Source organism: Mesorhizobium metallidurans STM 2683 (assembly GCF_000350085.1).
Classification (GTDB): Bacteria; Pseudomonadota; Alphaproteobacteria; order Rhizobiales; family Rhizobiaceae; genus Mesorhizobium; species Mesorhizobium metallidurans.
Genome location: NZ_CAUM01000006.1, coordinates 23816 through 40304, shown reverse-complemented (window position 1 = coordinate 40304; position 16489 = coordinate 23816). Strand labels below are relative to the sequence as shown.

Below are 16489 nucleotides of genomic sequence, written 5' to 3'. Positions count from 1 at the left end.
CCGGCCGGACGGCGAAGTCAAACCTCGCCGCGCCGCCGAAACAAAAAACAACTCAATCAGTTAACAGGCAAATGTGTGGCAAGGGCATCGTGTAAACGACGCATCTGCCGTTATTTGCGCGCCAGCAACGCCCTGATCAGCTTTTCGTCGACCGTACCGGTCGCCTTCATCTTGTTGTCGCTCTGGAAAGCCATGATCGCGGTCTTGGTTTTCCCGCCCATCACGCCGTCGGCGCTACCGGCCTCATAGCCGTTCTTGTTGAGGATGCGCTGGATGTTCTGAACCGCCTTTTTCATATCGACGCTGGCGGTGGTCTGGGGCGTGCCGTCCTGCCAGGATTCGGGAATGTCGGCCGAATTGGCCGCCGGATCGAGCGGTTTTGCCTTCCACAGTTCGGCGGCGGCGCGGGCGCGTTCCAACTGCTCGGGCCTGAGTGCGTTCGCGATCTCGTCGCGCTTTGCCGCCGCGTCCTTGTCGCCGGTCTTGGCGACGAGCGTGAACCATTTGTAGGATTCCTCGAGGTTCTGCTTCATGCCGACGCCTTTCGCCGCCAGGATGCCGAGATTGAACTGGCTGTCCTTGACGCCGAGATCGGCGGCGGCCTGGAACCACTTGGCGGCCGATTCATTGTCGGTCACCCCGTCCGCCGCCATGGCGAAGAGCACGGCCAGATTATGCATGGCGCTGGCGTTGCCCTGTTCCGCGGCCAGCTGGTACCAGGTCTTCGACTTCTTGACGTCGCGCGCGACGCCCACGCCCTTCTCGTAGAAATTGCCGATGCGGTACTCCGCCGGGGCGAAGCCGAGTTCGGCTGATTTCTCGTACCATTTGGCGGCCGCGGCCATGTCTTCCTTGACGCCGCGCGATTCGGCATAGCGCGAGCCGATCTCGAACAACGCCTTGGCGTCGCCGCCGGCCGCGGCGTCGCGCAACGCTGCCGGGCCGGCATCGGCCGGTATGTCGATCTTGGCAATGGCTGGCGTCGTCGAAGCATCCGCGGGTGGAACCGTGCCGGTCATGTCCTGGGCGCTCGGCGTGGTCGCCGGTGCATTGGCCATTGGCTCGGCAGCGGCGGGTTTCGCAGGTGCAGAGATAGTCGATTCTGGCGCCGCGGCCATCGGATCAGGCGATGCCGCCGAAGCCATGGGAGCAGGGGCCGTGGGAGCAGGAACTGGCTCTTCGGACACGGAATCCATCGGGAGTTCGGCGTTGGCCGGCTCGCCGAGAGCGGTCTGCGCCGGCATGTCGTCCTTGCTCCGGGGAGCGGATGGCTCCGCCTGCCTGACACTACGGTCCGGCTCGCTGTCCTGATCTGCGATTTGCGCAGCCGTCTTCGGCTCGCTGGTGGCGACGGCCGACGCGGTTTCCACCGGCTGCGCCGCCACGATCGGCGTCGCATCGTTGCTGGCCATTTCGACGGGATCCGAGAAAAAGGCCTTGCCCAACTGCAGGCCGGCGAGCGCCAGCATGACAGCGGCGGCGGCCATCAGGATCGGCTTGCGCCGCTTCTTGAGCAGGTCGCCGATTCTGAGCGCCTTCACCGGGCCGCTCTTCGTCGACTGCCGCTTGAGAACCTCGGCCTCGGCTGCTGCTGCCTGTGCCGCTCGTCTGGCCGCCGCGATGAAATCCGACTTCGCCGTACCGGTGTCGCCGGTCCTGGCGGCCGGCCCGCGCTCATCGCGAACGCGCTTCATGATGGCATTGAGGTCGGGCGCGCCGGAGCCGGGCTCCAGCGGCCGGTTGGCGAGCCTGGGGTCGAGCGGCTCGTCAAGGTCGACGCTTGGTATCTCGACACCAGGCGCCGAACCGGCAAGCGGCGGAATGTCCGCCTCCTTCTTGCCCTTGAAGGCACGCGCCAGTCCGCCGAACATCGATCTGCGGCCGCGGGCCTGTTCGTCCTGTTCTGGCAGCGTGTCGGAACCAAGCGCCGCCATGGCCGCCGCGGCGGCAGCTTCGGCCGGTGTGCGCGTGTTTGGCTCGTTGCGCATGATGGCAGCGGCACGGCTCTCGAGTTCGGCCATGTCGCCCGTCAGCGGCAGTGGCTGGTCGATATCCATGGACGGCGCAGCTTGAACGGTCATCTTTGACCGCCCCCCGCCACGCCAGCTGTTCTGATCGACCGGTTGCACATTCAGAAGTTCGCTCACCGCGTCGGTCGGCTCGCTGGTTTCCAGCGACCCCAGCCGGTCGACGATCTTCAGCAGCGTGTCGTGGATAGCCTCGAAGGTTCGCGAATTGCGCTCGTCGGAACGGCGCGTCAGTGATTCGAGGGTCTTCAGATCCTGGGCGAGCCCGGAAACGGCCGCTGTGTTGGCGCTGGAGCCGGCCAGCGAACTGACGGCGTTCTCGGCTGCCTCGCGCGCCACGGTGAGGATGGAATCGCGGGTTCCAGCCAGCGACTTCTCGATCTCGTTGAGGCGCGGGCTGATGTCCTCGAATTCCGGCAGTGGTGTGCCCGGCTTCGAAAGATGGGCCGACAGGCCCGCGACCTGCGCTTCCAGGCTGCGGATCAGCGCCGGGTCGATGCCGGCGACTTGTGCCGCGGACGAATCCAGCCGGTGAGAGATATCCTCCAGCCGGCTTTCCAGGCCACGGATCGCCGCCTCGCCGGCGGGATCGGGAGCGCGCGTCTCCATACGATTGGCGAGCGCGGTGAAGCGGGCATCGATGGCGTCCATGATGCCGGTGCTGTCGACCTGCGACGTGCGCTGGTCCAGCCTGTCGGCGACTTCGTCCAGCCGGCGTTCGAGATCGCGAAACAGCATGTTGCCCTGTTCGATGGCGTCGCCCTGGCGGCGTTCCATCATGCCGGACAGCACATCGAAGCGCTGTTCGAGGCCCTGGAAAATATATTCGGCGTCCGGCATGGCGGGCGCCCGGTCGATCTTGTCGGCAATGAGCGCGATCTGCTTGCCGAGGCGCTCCATCGCCTGCTCCGGCAGATTGGCGCGGCCGGCGAGATCGTCGACCCGGCTCGACAGCATGTTGAGCTGGTCGATCACCTGATTGCCGGGCCGGTCCTGCGCGACTTCCTCGATCTGCTGGGCAAGCGAGGCGATGCGCTTCTCGATGCGTTCGAAGGGTTCCGGATCGAATGAATTGGCTTGCGCCGCGACGGTCGAGGCGACGATGGCGCGGGAAATCTCGTCCAGCCGCTCGTCGATCATGCCGAATGTGCCGCTGCTGCGATTGTCCTGCTGGCTGGCGAAATGGTCGACGGCGCCGGCAAGCGTGCGGACCTTGTCTTCGAGCGAACGCAGCGACAGCGATTCCGGCAGATTGTTGACGGCATTGCTGATCTGTTCGAGCCGGTCGGTCAGCATCGCGAGGCCGGGCGCGTCCGACCGCTTCTGCTGATCGGCATCGACGCGATCTTCGAAAGCGCTCCAGCGGCGGTCGAATTCGTCCCAGCGGCGACCGACCGCCTGCACGCTTTCCTCGCGCGCCAGCGTATCGAGCGCGGCTTTGACCTGCTCCAGTTCGAGACGAAGCATGTTGACGCTTCGGTCGTCGCTCTTTTCGGCCAGGGTCTGGATGGCGCCGGAAAGCCGCTCGAACTCGACGCCGAGTTCGGCGCTGCCCTTGCCGCCTCCCGGCTGAGCGCTTGCCTGGAAGGCCCGCTCGATGTCCTTGCGCAGAGCGTCGAACTCGCGCTGCAAGCCGGCAGTCATCTGGTGGCGCAGTTCCTCGCGCAAACCGCGCAGTTCGCCGGCGATCTTGCCGACCACGGCGACGCCGTCCTCCTGGCCGCGCACGCGGTCGATGTCTCGGGCGATCGCCTGGTAATTCTGGTCGAAGGCGGCCGGCGCCGGGCCTTTCGGCCGCTGCTGCGCGGGGCGCGGCTCCTCATACCAGCGCTGCTGGCCATAGGGCTGGGCGCTGGCATAGCGCGGCTCCGCGCCCGGTCGGCGTGGATCGGGACGCACATTTGCATCCTCGCGCGTGCGCTCCAGCCGCTGCTCCAGCGTTTCCAGGGAACGGTTGAGCTCTTCAAGCGTGGTATGCGGCCGGCGCTGCCTGCCGGCGTTGAGTGTATCGAGATAGGACCGCTTGCTGTTCATCGATGCGCCCGTTTCAGAATTGCTGGCCCGTCTTGCTGGCGTATGGCCAGTTTCCCAAAGTCCTGCCGGGAACGAGGCGACCGCGCGGCTTTGCTGCGGTGGAAGGCGAACTTCCCGGGATTTCACCCGCGCTTCGAAAAACCGTGAAAAATTCGCTACAGGATAAACACGGGGTGCCGACATGCGCACATTTCGCCCAACGTGGTAAACAACGCGTTAACCAAGCTTAAGAAGTTGCAACGTTGTTGGGGCCGCCTGCTGCGCGAGGTGTCCGTGCGCCGGGGGGATGCGGCATAACGTTCCGCCCATACACGCCCCAACACAATGCCCTTGCGTCGTGAGACGGCTATCGGTATAGAATTGACGTAAACGTAAAAGGTGCACAGACCGCGTCTTTTGCGATTTGTTTGTTGAAACCACGACTGGAAGCACGCCCCCGCTTCCACTCAGGCGACGCAAGGTCCCGGACCGCGATGCCACCAGACGGGGAAAGCCAGTGACCATGAAACTTGTTTCGCCCGGCGAAGCCGCGGCCAATACCAATGATATGTCTGTCGAAGCCGGCGAGGACCTTGCCCGCATCGGTGAGATGGCCAAGAACTACGGAGTAACGCTGCGCACGCTGCGTTTCTACGAGGACAAGGGCCTTCTCAATCCGCAGCGCGACGGCTCGACCCGTCTCTACACGCGTCGCGACAAGGCGCGGCTGAAACTGATCCTGCTCGGCCGCAAGGTCGGATTCTCGCTGCGCGACGTCAAGCAGATGATGGATCTCTACGATCCGACCGGCTCCAACACCAAGCAGTTGCGGCTGGCGCTCGACAAGTCGGAGAAGCAGCTTGCCCGCCTGCAGAAGCAGCGGGCGCTGATCGAGGACGCCATCGGCGAGTTGAGCAACTCGATGGCGGCGGTGCGCCAGATGCTGATCGAGCGTTCGGCGCCTCAGGCCAGCGTCGCCAGCTAAATCCCTCCCGCCGGCCTCCGGCGAACGGCCGCCAGACAAGTAAGAGCCGCGTGGCCTTGCCGCGCGGTTCTTTGCGTTGCTCAAGGTCCTCCATACGGAGACATTCCGCGCTGGCTTACGGCGCATCACGCCGTTACGCTCACGTGCGTGGCGTCGGGAAAATTTGTCGCATCAAAAAATTGACGTTTACGCAAACGTCAATTTTTGCTATCCCGACTTCAACATTGGTCCGCCTGCCGTGCACGGCTTGATTCCGGGGCCAAGTCCGCATGGTGGAGGAAAAGCATGCCGATCTACAGGGCGCCGGTCCAGGACACGCTGTTCGTGCTGAACGAGGTGTTGGGCTACCAGCGCTATTCCAATCTTCCGGGCTTCTCCGATGCGACGCCGGACGTGGTCGAGGCGATCCTCGCCGAGGGCGCCAAGCTCGCCGAAAACGTCATGCAGCCGCTGAACCGCGTCGGCGACACGGAAGGCTGCGTGCGCCTTGACGATGGTTCGGTGACGACGCCGAAAGGCTTCAAGGAGGCCTTCGACCAGTATCGCGAAGGCGGCTGGATGGGGCTGGCCGCACCCGTCGAGTTCGGCGGGCAGGGCCTACCCTACGCGGTTCATACCGCTGTCGCCGAATATATGGTGTCGGCCAATATGTCGCTGATGATGTATCCCGGCCTGACGCAGGGCGCCATCGCGGCCATCATCACCCATGGCACCGACGAGCAGAAGGCGACCTGGCTGCCGAAGATGGTAGAGGGCGCCTGGACCGGCACCATGAACCTGACCGAGCCGCATTGCGGCACCGATCTTGGCCTGCTGCGCACCAAGGCCGTTCCCAACGGCGACGGCACGTACAAGATCTCTGGCCAGAAAATCTTCATCTCGGCCGGCGAGCACGACATGTCGGATAACATCGTCCATCTGGTGCTGGCCCGCATCGAGGGCGCGCCGGAAGGCGTGAAGGGTATTTCGCTGTTCATTGTGCCCAAGCTCAAGCTCGATACGTCGGGCAATCCCGGCAAGAGGAACACCGTCTCCTGCGGCTCTATCGAGGAGAAGATGGGCATCCATGGGAACTCGACCTGCGTCATGAACTATGACGAGGCCGAGGGCACTTTGCTTGGCGAGGCGAATGGCGGCTTGAAGGCCATGTTCACCATGATGAACGAGGCCCGCCTCGGCGTCGGCCTGCAGGGGCTTTCGCTGTCGGAGGTCGCCTATCAGAATGCCGTTTCCTACGCCAAGGACCGCCTGCAGGGCCGCTCGCTGTCCGGGGCCAAGGCACCGGACAAGAAGGCCGACCCGATCATCGTCCATCCCGACATCCGCCGCGGCCTGATGACCATGAAGGCCTTCAACGAGGCCGGTCGCGCGCTGGCGCTGTGGACGGCGATCAAGTCCGATATCGCCCACCGCTCCGCTGACGACAAGGACCGCCAGGCCGCCGACGACTACACCGGGCTGATGACGCCGGTGGTCAAGGGCGTGCTCACCGACAAGGGCTTCGACCACGCTGTCATGGCGCAGCAGGTGTTCGGCGGCCATGGCTATATCGAAGAGCACGGCATGAGCCAGTTCGTGCGCGATGCCCGCATCGCCATGATCTATGAAGGCGCCAATGGCATCCAGGCGCTCGATCTCGTCGGCCGCAAGCTTGGCTTGAACGGCGGCCGCGCCGTGCAGGCCTTCTTCAGCGAGGTCGGCGAGTTCTGCGAGGAGAACCGCACCGACGAGAATATGGCGCCCTTCACCAAGGCGCTGAAGAAGGGCCTCAACGATTTGCAGGCGGCGACCATGTGGCTGGTGCAGAACGGCATGGCCAAGCCCGACAATGCGGGCGCGGCCTCGACCGACTATATGCATCTCTTCGGCCTTGTGGCGCTGGGCTACATGTGGGCGCAGATGGCGAAGGCCGCCGGCGCGAAGCTGGCGAACGGCGCCAACGGCGCTTCGTCCTTCTACGACAACAAGCTGGTGACGGCGCGCTTTTTCATGGAGCGCATTATGCCCGAGACATCGGCGCACCTCGCCCGCATTTCCAGTGGCGCGGACACGCTAATGGCGCTGCCGGCTGAAGCGTTCTAGGGTTTGGCGGGCCGGCGCCGCCGGCCCACAATTGTCGGAACGCGGAGGAAATCGTGGCGACAAATCCAGCCGAAATTCTTGGCCTGCCGAAGCCCGCTTGGGCGGCGGACGAGGTCGGCATGCTCTACGACATGGCGTCTCGCTTCATGTCGGAAGAGATCGCGCCGCGCTACGACGAGTTCGAGAAGAACGAGATGGTCGACCGCGAAAGCTGGCTGAAGGCAGGTGCGGCCGGTCTGCTCTGCGCTTCGATGCCGGAGCAATATGGCGGCTCCGGCGGCACCTTCGCGCATGAGAGCGCCATCATCGAGGCGATCGGCCATGTCGGCGTCGATGGCTTCGGTATCGGCCTGCACAATTCGATCGTCGCCCCCTACATCCTCCACTATGGCTCGGAAGAGCAGAAGAAGAAGTGGCTGCCGAAACTCGCCACAGGCGAGCTGATCGGCGCCATCGCCATGACCGAACCGGGCGCCGGCTCCGACCTGCAAGGCGTCAAGACGCGCGCCGAGAAGGACGGCAATCGGTACAAGGTCAATGGCTCCAAGACCTTCATCACCAATGGCCAGCTCGCCAATTTCATCATCGTCGTCACCAAGACCGATCCGGCGAAGGGCGCCAAGGGCACCTCGCTGATCGTCGTCGAGACCGACGAGGTGGAGGGCTTCGAGCGCGGCCGCAACCTCGACAAGATCGGCTTGAAAGCCAACGACACGTCGGAACTCTTCTTCAACGACGTGCGCGTGCCGACCTCCAATTTGCTCGGCCATGAGGAAGGCCAGGGCTTCGTCCAACTGATGCAGCAATTGCCACAGGAGCGGCTGCAGATCGGCACCGGGGCCATCGCCATGATCGAGCGCGCACTGGCGCTGACCATCGAGTACGTCAAGGAGCGCAAGGCCTTCGGCAAGGCGATCATCGATTTCCAGAACACCCAGTTCAAGCTGGCCGAACTGAAGACCGAGGCGACCATCGGCCGCGTCTTCTACAATGACTGCGTCGCCCGCCACATCAATGGCGGCTTGGACCCGGTCACAGCCTCGATGGCCAAATACTGGCTGTCCGACCTGCAGGGAAAAGTCGTTGACGAATGCCTTCAATTGCACGGCGGCTATGGCTACATGAATGAATATCCGATCGCCCGCATGTTCCGCGACGCCCGCGTCCAGCGCATCTACGGCGGCACCAACGAGATCATGAAATTGCTGATCGGGCGCTCTCTCTGAGCAGCTTTTCAGCAAACCCAAGGAGCAGAAAATGGCCGAGGCTTATGTCTATGACGCCGTGCGCACGCCGCGCGGCAAAGGCAAAAAGGATGGCTCGCTGCATGAAGTGCCGGCGGTGCGGCTCGGCGCCAAGGTGCTCGAGGCGATCCGCGACCGCAACGAGCTCGATACCGGCGCCGTCGACGACATCATCTTCGGCTGCGTCGACCCTGTCGGCGAGGCGGGTTCCGTCATTCCGCGCGCCGCCGCTTTTGAAGCCGGTTACGACACCAGGGCGCCTGGCATGCAGATCTCGCGCTTCTGCGCCTCCGGCCTCGACGCCATCAATTTCGGCGCCGCCAAGATCGCGCAAGGGTCTGACGAGATCGTCATTGCCGGCGGCGTCGAATCGATGTCGCGCGTCGGCATGGGCGCCTCCGGCGGCGCCTGGTTCATGGATCCCTCGGTCGGCCTGCCTGGCTGGTTCGTGCCGCAAGGCATCTCGGCCGATCTGATCGCCACCAAATACGGCTTTTCGCGCGACGACGTCGACGCCTATGCCGTCGAGAGCCAGAAGCGCGCCGCCAAGGCCTGGGGCGAGGGCCGCTTCAAGAATTCGGTGATCTCGATCAAGGACCAGAACGGCCTGACCATCCTCGACCATGACGAGCACATGCGGCCCTCGACCGACATGCAGTCGCTGGCGGCACTCAATCCATCTTTCGTCATGCCCGGCGAAATGGGCGGCTTCGACGCCGTCGCCGTGCAGAAGCATCCCGAGGTCGAAGAGGTCAACCACGTCCACCATGCCGGCAATTCGTCCGGCATCGTCGATGGTGCGGCCGCCGTTCTGCTCGGCTCTAAGAAGGCGGGCAAGACGCTCGGCCTGAAGCCGCGCGCACGCATCCGCGCCTTCGCCAATATCGGCTCCGAACCGGTGCTGATGCTGACTGGCCCGGTCGATGTCACCGAGAAGCTGCTGCAGCGCGCCAGGATGAAACTGTCCGATATCGACCTGTTTGAGCTCAACGAGGCTTTCGCTTCGGTGGTGCTGCGCTACATGCAGGCTTTCGAGATTCCGCATGACAGGATCAACGTCAATGGCGGCGCCATCGCCATGGGCCATCCGCTCGGTGCCACCGGCGCCATGATCTTCGGCACGGTGCTCGACGAACTGGAGCGCCGCGATTTGAACACCGCGCTGGTGACGCTCTGCATCGGCGCCGGCATGGGCACCGCCACGATCATCGAACGCGTCTGACCGGGAGAAAGACGATGAGCTACACCAATTTCACCCTCGACATCGACGCTGACGGCATCGTGCTGGTCACCTGGGACATGCCCGGCCGCTCGATGAACGTCTTCACCGAAGAGGCGATGCTGGAACTCAATGCCATTGTCGACACGGTGGCGGGCGACGCCGCCATCAAGGGTGCGGTGATCACCTCCGGCAAGGACACTTTTTCGGGCGGCGCCGATATCACCTTGCTGCAGAAGATGCTGGCCACCTTTGCCGCCGACAAGGCCAGGAACGCCGAGCAGGCGACCAAGGCGCTGTTCGACAATGCCGGCAAGATGACCGGACTGTTCCGCAAGCTGGAAACGTGCGGAAAACCATGGGTGTCGGCGATCAACGGCACCTGCATGGGCGGTGCGTTCGAATTGTCGCTCGCTTGCCACGGCCGTGTCGCGGCCGATTCCGACAAGGTCAGGATGGCGCTTCCCGAAGTGAAGATCGGCATCTTCCCGGGCGCCGGCGGCACTCAGCGGGTGCCGCGGCTGACCGACCAGCAGCAGGCGCTGCAGATGCTGACCTCCGGCCAGACGCTGTCGCCGCAGAAGGCCAAGTCGATGGGCCTGATCCACGAGATCGCCGAGCCCAGGAAGCTGGTCGAGGTCGCCAAGGCGATGATCAGGAATGGCCTGAAAGCCGTCCAGCCATGGGACGAGAAGGGCTTCAAGCTACCCGGCGGCCCGATCTATTCGGTGGCCGGCGCCAATCTGTGGCCACCGGCCATCGCCATCCTGCGCCGCGAGACCTATGGCAACTATCCTGCCGCCGCCGCGATCCTGAAATGCGTCTATGAAGGCCTGCTGGTGCCGTTCGACACCGGCTTGCGCATCGAGCAGCGCTATTTCACCGAGATCATGCAGACCAGGGAAGCGGCGGCGATGATCCGTTCGCTGTTCGTCTCCCTGCAGGAACTCAACAAGGGCGCGCGCCGCCCGGCCGGCGTGCCGGAAACGAAGTTCAAGAAGATCGGCATTCTCGGCGCCGGCTTCATGGGCGCCGGCATCGCCTATGTCACGGCCAAGGCCGGCATCCCGGTGGTGCTGCTCGACCGCGACATGGAGTCCGCCGCCAAGGGCAAGGCGCATTCCGACAGCCTGATTTCGGATCAGGTGAAGAAGGGCCGCGCCAAGCCGGAGGAAAAAGACAAGCTCTTGTCGCTGATCACGCCGACGGCCGACTACGCCGATCTTGCCGGCTGCGACCTTGTCGTCGAGGCGGTGTTCGAGGATTCGGCCGTCAAGAAAGCAGCCACCGAACAGGCGGAAGCCGTGCTGAAGCCGTCGGCGATCTTCGCCTCGAACACCTCCACCATCCCGATCACCGCGCTGGCCAAGAATTCGGCGCGGGCGAAGAATTTCATCGGCATCCACTTCTTCTCGCCGGTCGACAAGATGATGCTGGTCGAGATCATCCTCGGCAAGAAGACCGGCGACAAGGCGCTGGCCACCGCGATCGACTTCGTCCGCGCCATCAAGAAGACGCCGATCGTCGTCAACGACACGCGCGGCTTCTACGTCAACCGCTGCGTGCTGCGCTACATGTCGGAAGCCTACAAGATGCTGATCGAGGGCGTTCCGGCGCCGATGATAGAGAATGCGGCAAAAGCCGCCGGCATGCCGGTCGGTCCCCTGGCGCTGACCGACGAAACGGCGATCGACCTTGCCCAGAAGATCATGAAGCAGACCATCAGGGATATCGGCGACAAGGCGGTCGACCCGAAGCAGATGGCGCTGATCGACACGCTGGTCGACACGCATGGCCGCTTCGGCCGCAAGAACGGCAAAGGCTTCTATGACTATCCGCAAAAGCCGGCCAAGAAGAAGCTGTGGCCGGGCCTCAGGGATCTCTATCCGCAGCTTGCGCCGGAAAAGGTCGACTATGAGGAGCTGAAGCAGCGGCTGCTGGTCACCATCGCGCTGGAAGCGGCGCGGGTGATGGAGGAAGGCATCGTCACCGATCCGCGCGAGGCCGATGTCGGCTCGATCCTCGCCTTCGGCTTCGCGCCTTTCACCGGCGGTGTTCTGTCCTACGTCGACGGCATCGGCGCCAAGAAGTTCGTCAAGATCGCCAAGGGCCTGCAGAAGAAATACGGCGCCGAGTTCAAGGCGCCGAAGCTGCTGCTCGACATGGCCGAGAAGGACGAGACCTTCTACCAGCGCTTCGATCCCTATGCGAAGGGCGAGGTGAAGAAGGCGGCCTGACGCCGCCTGGCTTGGGGGCGATGCCAAGAGCGGGTTGACGGCCAGCGCCGTCAACCCGGGAGAAAAGCGATGAACCTCGCCATCCGCACCCTGAAGTCGGCCATTATCGGCCTGCTCGTGCTCGCTGCCATCATCTTCGTGCCGGCGGGAACGCTGGCCTATTGGCAGGGCTGGGCCTTCCTCATTGTCTTCACGCTCTCGACCAACATCATCGGCATCTACCTCGCGCTCAGGAACCCGGCGCTGCTGGAACGGCGCATCAAGGCCGGTCCTGGTGCGGAAACCCGGGCGGCGCAGAAGGTCATCATCACGCTCGCCTTCGCCGGTGCGATCGCGCTGGTGATCGTCTCCGTGCTCGATTACCGCTTCCGCTGGTCGCATGTCCCGGCCTGGGTTTCGGTGTTGGGCAATTTTCTCGTGGCGCTCGGCCTCATGATCGATCTCGCGGTCTTCCGTGAGAACAGCTACGCCGCTTCCACGATCGAAAAGATGGCAGGCCAGACCGTCATCTCCACCGGCCCCTACGCACTGGTGCGGCACCCAATGTATGTTAGCGTGCTGATCCTAGTCATCGGCGTGCCGCTGGCACTGGGGTCTTACTGGGGGCTGCTCTTCATGCTGCTCAACGTGCCGATCCTGGTGCTGCGCATCCTGGACGAGGAAAAAATGCTGAGAGCGGAGCTCGACGGCTATACCGACTACACGCGAACGGTGCGCTACCGGCTCGTGCCCGGCTTATGGTGACCGCCCTCACGCCATCCACCAGCGATTGAACAGCTTGATCGAGGCAGGCGATGGACGCGCGCCCTTGTCCGGACAGCCGGTGGACAAACCGGCGATCGAAGACTAGAACGGGGAAGGTATTTTTTCCTGTTGCAGAGCGCCGGACCGAAAAAGTGTGCAGCGGTTTTCCGAATCCTCCGGGGCTCAAATTAAGAGGCAGAGCAAAAAGTGCTCTCGCATGATCGGGTATGGGCCGCCATCGACGCTCTGGCCGAGCGCTATTCGCTCTCGGCCTCCGGACTGGCTAAGCGCGCGGGCCTTGATTCGACCGCCTTCAACAAGTCGAAGCGGCTGTCCTCGGATGGGCGCCCGCGCTGGCCCTCGACCGAATCGCTGGCCAAGATCATTGAGGCGACCGGCGCCTCGCTCGACGAATTCACCGGTCTGGTCGAAGGCCGGGGCAGGTCCGATTCCGGATTGCTGCCGGTGCAGAAGTCTTCGGTGCCGTTGCTCGGCTTCGCCCAGGCCGGCGCCGGCGGCTTCTTCGACGATGCCGGCTTTCCGGCGGGGCAGGGCTGGGACCTGGTCGAGCTTCCGGCGCGGGCGACGGAAACATCCTATGCGCTGCAGGTCCAGGGCGATTCCATGCTGCCGCTCTACCGCAACGGCGACGTGCTGATCGTCGAGCCTGGCGCCGCCACCCGCAAGGGCGACCGCGTCGTCGTCAAAACCAACGCCGGCGAGGTCATGGCCAAGGTGCTCGACCGCCAGACGGCGAAGTCGATCGTGCTGGTCTCGCTCAATCCCGACCATCCGGACCGCGACATCCCCATGCGGGATGTCGAATGGGTGGCGCGGATTGTCTGGGCAAGCCAATAGGGTGCCGCCGATGCGCCCGCTTCAAGCTGCCGTCGCGATGTTGGTTATCCTGGCGATGGGGACAGCGATCGTCGCTGGCGGCCGCGTCGTTCGTCATGACGAGGACGCTAGCGCCGGTGATCAGGTGCAGGCCGGCTTGGAAGCCCGAGCCGAGGTGCCTGCCGCCGCTGCAATTCCGAGACACCAGGCGGCAAAGCCGGAGGCGGAGGCGCATTCCAGGGCCATCGATCCCAAGGTCGTCGCGCAGCCGCAGCTTCAGGCCGAGGAACTCGAACGGGTCGAGCCGCGCGCGCCGCTGAGTGAACTGGCGCTGGCCGCCCCGCCCAAGCCGCCCAAGACCAAAATGCCCGACGACTGGAAAGGGACAAAACTGTTCCAGCCGGTCGCGCCGGCTGCCGGCGTGATCGAGGCCAAAGGCTATTCGGTCGCGGTTTCCGGCATCGAAATTGTCAAGCAGGACGAAACCTGCACCGATGGCGGCAAATCCTGGGCCTGCGGTATCCGGGCGCGCACCGCGTTCCGCGCCTTTCTGCGCGGCCGGGCGGTGGTCTGCACGGTGCCGCCTGAGGGTGGTCGCGACCTTATCGCCGCCGAATGCCGGGTCGGCAAGCAGGACATCGGCCAGTGGCTCATCGAAAACGGCTGGGCGCGCGCCGCCAAGGGCAGCCCTTACGTCGAGGCCGGCGAGAAGGCGCGTGAGGCCAAGAAAGGCATTTTCGGGCCGGCGCCAAAGCTCTCCGGCCTGCCGCCGGTACCGGCTGTCGTGGCAGCACCGACGGCGGCGCAGCCGATACTCGATCCGTCGGCGACGACGGCCACGCCTTCGACCGAAACGACCGCTACGCCGCCAGTTGACCCGCCAGAGCCTTCTGAATGAGCGCGCGGGTCTCCTCGATGCCATAGAGCGCGACAAAGGAGCCGAAGCGCGGGCCGCGCTCCTGGCCGATCAGCACCTGGTAGATCATCTGGAAGAAGGCGACGGAGACGCCAGGCCCGCCTTCGGGGCTCTGCTTCGAATGGTCCTGGTAGCGCTCGATCCTGCGCGCGACATTGAGCGCCGCGTTCTGGATCGCTTCCCCGGTTGCTCCGGCTGGAAGCGAGGCAAGCGCTTGCGACAGCGCCGCCAGGGCCTCGCTCTCGACATTGTCGGCCGCGCGAAAGGTTTTCGTCGGCTTCACGAAATCGTCGAAATAGCGGATTGCATAGCCCGTCAGCCTGTCGAGCTCGGGATGCGTCTGAGGCGTTACACCAGGTACATGGCGCGAGATGAAGCCCCACAGCACATCCTTGTTCTGGGCGTTGGAGGCACTGACGAGATTGAGCAGCAGCGAGAACGGCACCGGCAGGTCAATTGCCGGCGGGTTGCCGTCATGCATGTGCCAGACCGGATTGCCCAGCCGCTCTTTCCAATCCTGCCTGGGATAGGCGGCGAGGAAGGTGTAATATTCGTCCACCGCCCTTGGGATGACGTCGAAATAGAGCTTCTTGGCCTGCCGCGGCCGCTGGTACATATAGAGCCCCAGGCTTTCGGTCGGCGCATAGGTCAGCCACTCGTCGATGGTCAGTCCATTGCCCTTCGACTTCGAGATCTTCTGGCCATTCTCGTCGAGGAACAGCTCATAGACGAAATGCTCCGGCGCCCGCCCGCCCAGAATGTTGCAGATACGGTCGTAGATCACCGCATTGGTCTGGTGATCCTTGCCGAACATTTCGAAATCGACGCCGAGCGCCGCCCAGCGCATGCCGAAATCCGGCTTCCACTGCAGCTTCACCTTGCCGCCAGTCACCGGCAGCGTGGTTTCTGTGCCATCATCGTCGAAGGTGATGGTGCCAGCCTTGGCGTCGACACGCTTCATCGGGACATAGAGCACACGACCGCTCTTCGGTGAAATCGGCAGGAACGGGCTGTAGGTCGCCTGCCGCTCCGGCCCAAGCGTCGGCAGCATCACCGCCATGATCTCGCTGTAGCGTTCGGCGGCGCGCAGCAGGACCGCGTCGAAGCGGCCAGCCTTGTAATATTCGGTTGCGCTGGCGAACTCGTAGTCGAAGCCGAACGTGTCCAGGAAGCGGCAAAGCATCGCATTGTTGTGGTCCGCGAAGCTCGCATAGTCGCCGCCAAACGGATTGGGGACCGACGACAGCGGCTGGTGCAGATGCGGTTCAAGCGCGGCGCGATCCGGGACGTTGTCGGGAATCTTGCGCATGCCGTCCATGTCGTCGGAGAAGCAGAGCAATTTTGTCTTGACCGTGTCCCTGGTCAGGACGCGGAAGGCATGGCGAACCATCGAGGTGCGCGCAACCTCGCCGAACGTGCCGATATGCGGCAGGCCCGACGGGCCGTAGCCGGTCTCGAACAGCACGGTCTCGGGAAAGTCGGTGCCTCTGTAGCGCTCGACGATCTTCTTGGCCTCCTCGAACGGCCATGCCTTGCTTTCGGCCGCTGCCGCCAGCACCTCGGGATTGAGATCGATGATGTTTGATCCCGCCATGTCACTGTTCCAGGTCGTTCATCCGGCAAAGCCGCTAGATTTTTCAACCGGTCTCTAGGCGTGCCTGTCTTGGGCGTCAACGATCGCCCGCTCTTTTTCCTTGCGGCACAGATACTGCGTTCCTAAGTTCGGAACCCGTTCAAGGAGTAAAAAATGCCGTTGCCGACGCCGCATGAAGCCCTGATCTATCTGATGGTCATCACCTCGGCGTCCGATCGCGACATGACCGATGTCGAACTGGCGCGGATCGGCGACGTCGTCCGCGCATGGCCGGTGTTCGAGGATTTCAACCATGACCGGCTGGTCGAGGTCGCTCAGGCCTGCCAGAAGATGCTGCATGAAAAGGGCGGTCTGGAAGGCGTTTTGGCCAATGTCGCCGAGGCCTTGCCCGAACGATTGCGCGATACGGCCTACGCCGCCGCCTTCGAAGTGGCGGCGGTCGATCTCGAAATGCGCATGGAGGAGGTGCGGGTGCTGCAGCTCATCCGCCGGGAGCTCGATCTCGATACGCTGACTGTCGCCGCCATTGGCCGTGCGGCGAAGGCCCGGCTTCGGACGCTGACCTAAAGCAGGATCGTCAGAAGAAGCTGA

General features: G+C 63.9%; 11 protein-coding genes. 9 read left to right on the top strand and 2 right to left on the bottom strand.

Annotation, left to right across the window (positions count from 1 at the left end; genetic code table 11):
* Window positions 1–110: 110 nt before the first annotated feature.
* The gene (locus MESS2_RS01080) at window positions 111–4061 is read right to left on the bottom strand and encodes a peptidoglycan-binding protein (protein WP_008872173.1); all 3951 of its coding nucleotides are present in this window, start codon (window positions 4059–4061) and stop codon (window positions 111–113) included.
* Window positions 4062–4563: 502 nt separating this feature from the next.
* Here MESS2_RS01080 and MESS2_RS01075 point away from each other — a divergent pair.
* The 8 genes from MESS2_RS01075 (at window position 4564) to MESS2_RS01040 (ending at window position 14286) form a co-directional block, all read left to right on the top strand.
* Entirely contained in the window at window positions 4564–5025 is a 462-nt protein-coding gene (locus MESS2_RS01075; protein WP_083918317.1) for a MerR family transcriptional regulator, read from the top strand.
* A gap of 285 nt (window positions 5026–5310) precedes the next feature.
* On the top strand, window positions 5311–7107 hold the full coding sequence (locus MESS2_RS01070) for an acyl-CoA dehydrogenase (protein ID WP_008872170.1): 1797 nt from the start codon (window positions 5311–5313) through the stop codon (window positions 7105–7107).
* Window positions 7108–7160: 53 nt separating this feature from the next.
* A complete protein-coding gene (locus MESS2_RS01065) occupies window positions 7161–8333 on the top strand; it encodes an acyl-CoA dehydrogenase family protein (RefSeq protein ID WP_008872169.1) in 1173 nt (390 codons plus the stop codon).
* A gap of 31 nt (window positions 8334–8364) precedes the next feature.
* Window positions 8365–9573, top strand: coding sequence for an acetyl-CoA C-acetyltransferase (locus MESS2_RS01060; protein WP_008872168.1), 1209 nt, complete (start codon window positions 8365–8367; stop codon window positions 9571–9573).
* Window positions 9574–9587: 14 nt separating this feature from the next.
* A complete protein-coding gene (locus tag MESS2_RS01055) occupies window positions 9588–11807 on the top strand; it encodes a 3-hydroxyacyl-CoA dehydrogenase NAD-binding domain-containing protein (RefSeq protein ID WP_008872167.1) in 2220 nt (739 codons plus the stop codon).
* 69 nt (window positions 11808–11876) lie between these two features.
* The gene (locus MESS2_RS01050; protein WP_008872166.1) at window positions 11877–12551 is read left to right on the top strand and encodes a methyltransferase family protein; all 675 of its coding nucleotides are present in this window, start codon (window positions 11877–11879) and stop codon (window positions 12549–12551) included.
* A gap of 207 nt (window positions 12552–12758) precedes the next feature.
* Complete coding sequence (locus tag MESS2_RS01045) at window positions 12759–13409, top strand: S24 family peptidase (protein ID WP_008872165.1); 651 nt, start codon at window positions 12759–12761, stop codon at window positions 13407–13409.
* A gap of 10 nt (window positions 13410–13419) precedes the next feature.
* Window positions 13420–14286, top strand: a complete 867-nt coding sequence (locus tag MESS2_RS01040; RefSeq protein ID WP_008872164.1) for a thermonuclease family protein — start codon at window positions 13420–13422, stop codon at window positions 14284–14286.
* Here MESS2_RS01040 and MESS2_RS01035 read toward each other — a convergent pair.
* Complete coding sequence (locus tag MESS2_RS01035; protein ID WP_008872163.1) at window positions 14249–15898, bottom strand: lysine--tRNA ligase; 1650 nt, start codon at window positions 15896–15898, stop codon at window positions 14249–14251. The genes MESS2_RS01040 and MESS2_RS01035 overlap by 38 nt on opposite strands.
* A 153-nt stretch (window positions 15899–16051) precedes the next feature.
* Here MESS2_RS01035 and MESS2_RS01030 point away from each other — a divergent pair, with 153 nt between their 5' ends.
* Window positions 16052–16465, top strand: a complete 414-nt coding sequence (locus MESS2_RS01030; protein ID WP_008872162.1) for a tellurite resistance TerB family protein — start codon at window positions 16052–16054, stop codon at window positions 16463–16465.
* Window positions 16466–16489: the final 24 nt, after the last annotated feature.